At 67.3% G+C, this 8,202-nt stretch carries 7 protein-coding genes and 1 riboswitch; of the genes, 4 read left to right on the top strand and 3 right to left on the bottom strand.

What is annotated here, in order from left to right; all coding sequences use genetic code 11:
* Window positions 1-85: 85 nt before the first annotated feature.
* Window positions 86-1,066, bottom strand: coding sequence for a thiamine ABC transporter substrate binding subunit (thiB, locus tag CVM52_RS21535; RefSeq protein WP_100164444.1), 981 nt, complete (start codon window positions 1,064-1,066; stop codon window positions 86-88).
* 35 nt (window positions 1,067-1,101) lie between these two features.
* Window positions 1,102-1,212, bottom strand: a riboswitch (TPP riboswitch).
* A 96-nt stretch (window positions 1,213-1,308) separates the two neighbouring features.
* On the opposite strand from thiB, the gene aroC reads away from it, so the two are divergent.
* Window positions 1,309-2,412 (top strand): chorismate synthase, encoded by a 1,104-nt coding sequence (gene aroC / locus CVM52_RS21530; protein WP_100164443.1) that lies wholly within the window; start codon window positions 1,309-1,311, stop codon window positions 2,410-2,412.
* A gap of 3 nt (window positions 2,413-2,415) precedes the next feature.
* Entirely contained in the window at window positions 2,416-3,360 is a 945-nt protein-coding gene (locus CVM52_RS21525; RefSeq protein ID WP_100164442.1) for an AEC family transporter, read from the top strand.
* A gap of 63 nt (window positions 3,361-3,423) precedes the next feature.
* On the opposite strand, the gene CVM52_RS21520 is transcribed toward CVM52_RS21525, so the two are convergent.
* Entirely contained in the window at window positions 3,424-4,929 is a 1,506-nt protein-coding gene (locus CVM52_RS21520) for a malonate--CoA ligase (protein WP_100164441.1), read from the bottom strand.
* A gap of 93 nt (window positions 4,930-5,022) precedes the next feature.
* Between CVM52_RS21520 and CVM52_RS21515 the strand changes: the two genes are divergently transcribed.
* Both CVM52_RS21515 and cobO read left to right on the top strand, forming a co-directional pair.
* The gene (locus CVM52_RS21515) at window positions 5,023-5,955 is read left to right on the top strand and encodes a DMT family transporter (protein ID WP_100164445.1); all 933 of its coding nucleotides are present in this window, start codon (window positions 5,023-5,025) and stop codon (window positions 5,953-5,955) included.
* A 38-nt stretch (window positions 5,956-5,993) separates the two neighbouring features.
* The gene (gene cobO / locus CVM52_RS21510) at window positions 5,994-6,593 is read left to right on the top strand and encodes a cob(I)yrinic acid a,c-diamide adenosyltransferase (protein ID WP_100164440.1); all 600 of its coding nucleotides are present in this window, start codon (window positions 5,994-5,996) and stop codon (window positions 6,591-6,593) included.
* A 21-nt stretch (window positions 6,594-6,614) separates the two neighbouring features.
* Here the strand turns inward: cobO and CVM52_RS21505 are convergent.
* On the bottom strand, window positions 6,615-8,202 hold a 1,588-nt coding region (locus CVM52_RS21505), incomplete at its 5' end, for a vWA domain-containing protein (RefSeq protein WP_100164439.1).

The raw sequence follows: 8,202 nt of genomic DNA, 5'->3' as shown, positions 1-8,202 counted from the left end.
TCGTGCCCGAGGGTGAGGCCAGCGGCCAGCGCCGCCGCCATCAGCGCGGCGATACAGGCCGCCGCGCCGAGGCCGGGCCCGGCGCTTACTGGCTGAGCGCGTCGAGCCATTCGGCCAGGGCCTGCGCGCGCAGCTCGGTCACCTCGGCTTCGGGGATCAGCAGCGCGTTGCGCGGCTCGACCAGGGTGTCAAACTCTGCCGGCAGCCCGTCTGCCGGCATCACCGCCGGGTACATCCAGTTGGTGGTGGGAATCACCGACTGGAACGCGTCGGTGGTGATGAACTGCATGAATTGCGCCGCCAGTTCGGGCTGGTCGCTGCCCGCCAGCGGCGCGGCCAGTTCGATCTGCAGGTAATGCCCCTCGTCAAAGGCGGCGGCATCCTTGCTGGTGTCGTCCTCGGCGATGATGTGATAGGCGGGCGAGGTGGTATAGCTGAGCACCATGTCGGCCTCGCCATCCAGGAACAGGCCATAGGCCTCGGACCAGCCCTTGGTGACGGTGACGATATTGTCGGCCAGCGCGGCCCAGACCGCCGGCGCCTCGTCGCCATAGGCGGCCTTGACCCACATCAGCAGGCCCAGGCCCGGCGTCGACGAGCGCGGATCCTGGATGAGGATCGACAGGTCGCTGGCGGCGAGTTCCAGGAAATCCTGCGGCACATTGGCCAGGTCGGTGTTGTGGATGAAGGCGAAATAGCCCCAGTCATAGGGCAGGAAGGTGTCGTCGTCCCAGGTGATCGGCAGGTCGAGAGTGGCATCGGCCCCATGCGGCGCGAACAGGCCGGTTTCGCGGGCGGCGGGCACCAGGTTGGTGTCCAGCCCCAGCACCACGTCGGCCTCGGTGCGGTCGCCTTCCAGCTGCAGCCGCGCCAGCAGCGCGGCGCCGTCGCCGGCGGCGACCAGGGTCAGATCGCAGTTGCAGACCGCCTCGAAGGCGGTTTCGATCTGAGGGCCGGGGCCCCATTCGGCCACGAAACTGTCATAGGTGTAGACGGTCAGTTCCGGCGTCTGAGCCAAGGCTGCCGAAGCTCCGAATACGCCCGCTGCAAATGTGAGATACTTCATCGCATCCTCCGTTTTGCGGCGAAAAGGCAAGGGTGGAGTGATGTCCATACCTTCCCTCCGCCAGTGTTAACTGGTTCAGGTTCAACGGGTCTGCGCAAGCCGCATCTCAGCCACGGAACGTGTCCGGGGCACCCCGAGGTGAGAGCGACACTAGGGCCGCATGCGCGGCCACGCAAGGCGAAACCCCTTGTGACGCTGGCGGCGCGCCGGTAATCAGCCGGCACGAAAAGGAGCCTTCCGCGATGTCAACCAACAGCTTCGGCCGCTTGTTCCGTGTGACCACCTGGGGCGAAAGCCACGGGCCCGCCCTTGGGGCGACGGTGGATGGCTGCCCGCCGGGGGTGCCGGTGGACGAGGCGATGCTGCAACACTGGCTGGACCGGCGCAAACCGGGGCAGTCGAAATACACCACCCAGCGGCGCGAGCCCGACGCGGTGCGCATCCTGTCGGGCGTGTTCGAGGGCCAGACCACCGGGATGCCGGTGCAGTTGATGATCGAGAATACCGACCAGCGGTCGAAGGATTATTCCGAGATCATGGACAAGTTCCGCCCCGGCCATGCCGATATCACCTATTGGCAGAAATACGGCATCCGCGATTATCGCGGCGGCGGCCGGTCCTCGGCGCGGGAAACCGCCGCGCGGGTGGCGGCGGGCGGGCTGGCGCGCGCGGCGATTGCGGCGCTGGCGCCAGGGGTCACCATCACCGGCTACATGACGCGGGTCGGGGTGCATGCGATCGACCGCGACCGTTTCGATGCCGCGCAGATCGGCGAAAACCCGTTCTGGTGCCCCGATCCACAGGCCGCCGCGACCTGGGCCGACTATCTGGACGGGCTGCGCAAATCGGGCAATTCGGTTGGCGCGGTGGTCGAGGTGGTGGCCAGCGGCGTGCCCGCCGGGCTGGGCGCGCCGGTTTATGGCAAGATAGACACTGATCTGGCCGCCGCGATGATGAGCATCAATGCGGTCAAGGGGGTCGAGATCGGCGAGGGCATGGCGGCGGCCGAGCTGACCGGCGAGGCCAATGCCGACGAGATCTTCATGGGCAATGACGGCCAGCCGGTCTATGCCTCGAACCATGCCGGCGGCATCCTGGGCGGCATTTCCACCGGGCAGGACATCGTGGTGCGTTTCGCGGTCAAGCCGACCTCGTCGATCCTGAAGCCGCGCCAGACCATCACCAAAAGCGGCGAGGCGGCCGAGATCATCACCAAGGGGCGCCACGATCCCTGTGTCGGCATCCGTGCGGTGCCGGTGGGCGAGGCGATGATGGCCTGCGTGGTGCTGGACCACCTGCTGCTGCATCGCGGCCAGGTGGGGGAGAATCGCGGCAGGATCGGCTGAGCCTTGGCCGCGATTCTCGGCATCACCTTCCCGATCTACGCTGCCATCGCCATCGGCTATGCCGCAGTGCGCTTTGGCATATTCCGCCCCGGCGACATGCAGGTGCTAAGCCGGTTCGTGCTGCAGCTGGCGCTGCCGGCGCTGCTGTTTCGCGCCCTGGCGTCGCGCGACATCTCCGAAGTGCTGCAGCCGGGTTATCTGCTGGTTTTCCTGTTGGCCGGGCTGGCGGTTGTGGCGCTGGCCTTTGCCTGGTTCAGCCTGACCGCACCGGACCGGCGCCGCCGCGCGGTGGCGGTACTGGGGTCAAGCTGCCCCAATTCGGGGCTGATCGGGTATCCGATGCTGCTGCTGGTGTTTCCCGATATTGCCGGTCTGGTGCTGGGCATGAACCTGCTAGTGGAAACCATCGTGCTGATCCCGCTCTGCCTGGTGCTGATGGATCTGGCCGAGGACCGCGCCGAAACCTCGCTGCTGCGCATCCTGGCTGGGATCGCCGCCGACCTGATCCGCCGGCCGATGATCATCGGGCTGCTGGCCGGGCTGGCGGTGTCGGTGATCGGTCTCGAAATGCCGGCGCCGGTGAGCCGGCTGTTCGACATGTTCGCCACCGCCACTTCGGGGCTGGCGCTGATGGTGATCGGCGGCTCGCTGGTGGGGCTGCCGTTGGCGGGGAACAAGGCGATGGCGGCGCAGATCGCGGTGGCCAAGCTGGTGATGCATCCGGCGCTGGCGGCGCTGGCGGCGGCGGCGGTGCTGGCCACGGATATGGCCGACCTGCCGCCCGACCTGCACCGCGCCGCGATCCTGTCCTGCGCGATGCCGATGCTGGGGATCTATGCGGTGCTGGCGCAGGAACGCGGGCTGGGCGGCGCCGCTTCGATCGCGATGCTGGCGGCGACCACCGGCGCGTTTTTCAGCCTCAGCCTGTTGCTATGGTGGCTGGTCTAGGTTCCGTGCCGCCCGGCCGCCGCGCCGGGGCCTCGGATCAGGCCCGGCCGGGAGCGCAGCGCATTATCCCGCGAACAGGTCCTTATAGGCCTCGCGCAGTGCCTTTTTCTGCACCTTGCCCATGGTGTTGCGCGGCAATTCGTCGACCAGCAGAACCTGTTTGGGCTGCTTGAACCGGGCCAGCTGTCCGGCCAGGGCGGCAGTGATGGTTTCAGGCTCTAATTTGGGATTTTCCGGCACCACCACCGCCACCACGCCTTCGCCGAAATCCGGGTGCGGCACGCCGATCACCGCGCTTTCGCGGACGTCGGGAAGATCGTCGATCAGGCTTTCGATCTCTTTGGGGTAGACGTTGAAGCCGCCGGTGATGATCAGGTCCTTTTCGCGCCCGACGATGATGACATAGCCGTCTTCGTCGATGCGGGCGAGATCGCCGGTAATGAACCAGCCATCGGGCTTCAGCTCTTCCGCGGTTTTCTCGGGCATCTGCCAATAGCCCTGGAACACGTTGGGTCCGCGCACCTCCAGCACGCCGATTTCGCCCTGCGCCACCTCGCGGCCCTCGGCCATCACCCGCGCCTCGACCCCTGGCAGCGGGAAGCCGACGGTGCCGGCGCGGCGTTCGCCGTCATAGGGGTTTGACGTGCTCATATTGGTTTCGGTCATGCCGTAGCGTTCCAGGATGCGGTGACCGGTGCGCGCCTCCCACTGTTCGTGGGTGTCGACCAGCAGCGGCGCCGAGCCCGAGATGAACAGCCGCATATTGGCGGCGCGGTCGCGGGTCAGCCGTTTCTCGGCCAGCAGACGGGTATAGAAGGTGGGCACGCCCATCATCGCGGTGGCCAGCGGCATCGCCTCGAGGATCGCGTCGGCGTCGAATCCGGGCAGGAAGACCACCTGTGCCCCGGCCAGCAGCGCCACGTTGGTGGCCACGAACAGACCGTGGGTGTGGAAGATCGGCAGCGCGTGGATCAGCACGTCATCCGCGGTGAAGCGCCAGTATTCGCGCAGGGTTTCCGAGTTGCTGGCCAGGTTGGCATGGCTGAGCATCGCGCCTTTCGACCGCCCGGTGGTGCCCGAAGTGTAGAGGATCGCCGCCAGATCGCCGGGCGCGCGCGTGACCGGATCGAAGCCGCCCTGCCGGTCGGCCAGATCGCGCAGGCTGCCCCGGCCGGCGGCGTCCAGCGTCAGAAGTCGGGCCTTGCCGGCGATGCCGGCGATGTCACTGGCGCGGTCGGGGTCGCAGACCACCACGCGCGGGGTGGCGTCGCCGAGGAAATAGCCGACCTCGGACGTGGTATAGGCGGTGTTCAGCGGCAGGAAGATCGCGCCGGCCATCACCGTGCCGAGATAGAGCTGAATCGCCTCGATGGTCTTGGCCACCTGCACCGCGACACGGTCGCCGGGCTGTACGCCGCAGTCCACCAGCGCCGCCGCCATCCGTTCGGCGCCGGCAAACAGCGCGCCAAAACTGATCTGGCCGCCATCGGGAAGCCGGGCAAAGACATCGGCGTCACGCCCGGCGCTGGCGGCGCGCAGGCGGCTGGCCAGGTGGTTTTTCTGATACATGCGGGCTCTCCTCTGCTGGCCGCTATGTGCCTGCGGCACGCGGTGAAAATCAAGCCGTTGATCTTTCCGGCGTCCCGGCGCAGGTTCCGCCGCATGGCAAAATCGCTCATATCGCATCGGCCAGGCCTGGCTGTAACCCTCAAGCTGAGCGCGCTTTTCCTGTTTTCGATCATGTCGGCGCTGGTCAAGGCGGTATCGGATACGATTCCGCCGGGCGAGTCGGTGTTCTTCCGGTCGCTGTTCGCGATCCCGGTGATCCTGGTCTGGCTGGCGGCGCGCGGCGAATTTCCCTCGGGCCTGCGGGTGAAAAAAATCAGCGGCCACGTCTGGCGCGGGCTGCTGGGCACCATGGCGATGGGGCTGAACTTTGCCGGGCTGGGGCTGCTGCCGCTGCCCGAGGTGACCGCGATCGGCTATGCGACGCCGATCTTCACGCTGATCCTGGCGGCGCTGATCCTGGGCGAGCGGATCCGGCTGATCCGGGTGTCGGCGGTGGCGATCGGGCTGGCCGGGGTGGTGGTGATGTTGTGGCCGCGGCTGGGCGGCGATCTGGGCGATGCCGCGGCGCTGGGCGCGGTGCTGATCCTGGCGGCGACCATCGTGCGGTCGTTCGTGCAGATCACCCTGCGGCAGATGGTCAAGACCGACACCACCTCGGCCATCGTGTTCTATTTCTCGGCCTCCTCGACGCTGCTGGCGCTGCTGACCATTCCGTTCGGCTGGGTGATGCCCGATCCGACGACGGCGGTGATGCTGGTGCTGATGGGGCTGATCGGCGGGGTGGCGCAGATCCTGATCACCTCGTCCTTCCGCTTTGCCGATGCCTCGCTGCTGGCGCCGTTTGACTATGTTTCGATGCTGTTCGCCATTGTCATCGGCTATGTCTGGTTCAGCGAATTGCCGACCCTTGTTATGCTGATCGGCGCGGCGCTGGTGATTGCCGGCAATGGCGTGGTGATCTGGCGCGAACACCAGTTGGGGCTGGAACGCGGCAAGGCCCGTTCGGTCACCGACCCGAAAAGCTGACCCGCCGGCCGACGCGCCGGCAGAAGAAGGAGACCGCGATGAGCGATGCCGAGAGCCACAAGCAGAAGATGCAGGAGGTGCAGGCGCGCCAGCGCGCCAAGGTGTCCGAGCTGCGCGATCCGGGGCGCGGCCTGGTGCTGGTACATACTGGCAAGGGCAAGGGCAAATCCTCGGCCGCCTTCGGGGTGGTGATCCGGGCACTGGGCTGGAAACAGAACGTCGGCGTGGTGCAGTTCATCAAGGGCAAGTGGATCACCGGCGAGCGGCGTTTTTTCGAAGAGGTCGGCGGCGTCACCTGGCATTCGATGGGCGAGGGCTTCACCTGGGACACCCAGGACCGCGACCGCGACATCGCCGCCGCCACCGCCGCCTTTGCCAAGGCGCGCGAGATGATGGAGAGCGGCGCGTTCGACCTGGTGGTGCTGGACGAGATCAATATCGCGCTGCGCTATGAATACCTGAGCGTAGAGACTGTTCTGGAGGCGCTGAAGGCGCGGTCAGAGCGCACCGCGGTGATCCTGACCGGTCGCGATGCCAAGCCCGAGCTCTGCGAATATGCCGATCTGGTGACCGAGATGGAGCAGGTGAAACACCCGTTCCAGGCCGGCATCAAGGCGCAGCGCGGCGTCGATTTCTGACCGCGCGCCGCGCCAACAGGCTCAGTTCGCCGACAGGCTTTGCGCCAGCCGCATCAGGCGCACCGCCTCGCTGCGATAGCCATAGGTGTCGTCGCCGCGGTGGGCATTGGCCAGCGCGATGGCCTCGTCCCAGCCCCAGTCGCCCAGATAGGGCGCGCCGCGCAGCAGCTGTCCAAAGCCCGCGATGGCCATGGCGAAACCGGCATCGGCCTGGGGCGGCAGGTCGGCGGTGATCGGCAGTTCGATCAGCTGCGAGCTGTCCGCGCCCGGCGCCTTGTAACGCAGGCGCAGGAAGCCCAGCTCGTCCGAGGGCGCGGCGGCCGGATCGGCGCGGCCATAGCGCAGCGGCTCGGTCAGCTGGGCGTCCGAACCCACCGGTGTCACCTCGTAAAGTGCGGTCACCTGGTGGCCGGCGCCGATATCGCCGGCATCGACCTTGTCATTGTTGAACGCCTCGCGCCGCAGGGCGCGGGTCTCGTAGCCGATCAGCCGGTATTCGGCGACCTGCGCCGGGTTGAATTCGACCTGGATCTTCACATCGTCGGCAATCGGGAACAGCGCGCCGGTCAACTGGTCCACCAGCACCTTCTGCGCCTCGTTCAGGGTGTCGATATAGGCCGCGGTGCCGTTGCCGTACTGTGCCAGCGCCTGCATCGTCGCATCGTCCAGGTTGCCGCGGCCAAAGCCCAGCACGCTGAGATAGGTGCCGCTGTCGCGTTTCCGGCCGATATAGTCCTTCAGCGCCTGCGGGTCGGCCAGGCCGACGTTGAAATCGCCGTCGGTGGCCAGGATCACCCGGCTGACCGCGCCGTCGCGGGCCATGCCCTCGGCCACCGCATAGGCCTGGTGCAGACCCTGCTGTCCGGCGGTGGAGCCTCCGGCGGATAGCGCTTGCAGCGCCGCGAGGATGGTGGCGCGATCGCTGGCCGGGGTGGGGGGCAGCACCTCGCCGGCGCTGCCGGCATAGGTGACGATGGCGATGCGGTCTTCGGGCCCCAGCTGGCCCAGCATCAGCGTGAAGGACTGCACCAGCAGCGGCAACTTGGCCGCGTCCTGCATCGACCCGGAGGTGTCGATCAGGAAGACCAGGTTCAGCGGCGGCCGCTCGGCGCGTTCGGGCAGCGCGCCCTGCAGGCCGATCTGCACGATCCGGGTGCCGGGGTTCCACGGTGTCGGGCTGACCGAAACGGTGGGGCGGAAGGCGGTGCCCGGTTCCGGTGCGGGATAGGCATAGGGGAAATAGTTGATCATCTCTTCGATGCGCACCGCGTCTTTCGGCGGCAGCGCGCCGCCGGTCAGCGCATTGCGGATCACCGCGTAAGACGCGGTGTCGACATCGATCGAGAAGGTCGAGACCGGATCGTCGGCGGTGATCTTCAGCGGATTGTCATCGGCATTGGCGAAAGCCTCGGTATCGGGTTCGGGCACGGGGGCGAACCGGTCGGCCGGGGCGGGACGGGTCAGCGCCTGCCCGGCCGCTGATTTCGACAGCAGGCCCTGGTTGCGCAACGCCTGGCTGGCCGGCGGGGCGGCATGGCGCGGGCGGACCGCCGAGACGGCATTGTACATTGACCTGCCCGGCGCCACCATCAATAAGCTGCAGATCGGG

The organism is Pseudooceanicola lipolyticus (genome assembly GCF_002786325.1).
GTDB lineage: Bacteria > Pseudomonadota > Alphaproteobacteria > Rhodobacterales > Rhodobacteraceae > Pseudooceanicola_C > Pseudooceanicola_C lipolyticus.
This window is presented reverse-complemented; position numbering and strand designations above follow the sequence as displayed.

Coding starts and splice junctions, on each gene's coding strand:
- thiB (WP_100164444.1), bottom strand. CDS start 1,066: ATGAAGTATCTCACATTTGCAGCGGGCGTATTCGGAGCTTCGGCAGCC.
- aroC (WP_100164443.1), top strand. CDS start 1,309: ATGTCAACCAACAGCTTCGGCCGCTTGTTCCGTGTGACCACCTGGGGC.
- CVM52_RS21520 (WP_100164441.1), bottom strand. CDS start 4,929: ATGTATCAGAAAAACCACCTGGCCAGCCGCCTGCGCGCCGCCAGCGCC.
- CVM52_RS21515 (WP_100164445.1), top strand. CDS start 5,023: ATGGCAAAATCGCTCATATCGCATCGGCCAGGCCTGGCTGTAACCCTC.
- cobO (WP_100164440.1), top strand. CDS start 5,994: ATGAGCGATGCCGAGAGCCACAAGCAGAAGATGCAGGAGGTGCAGGCG.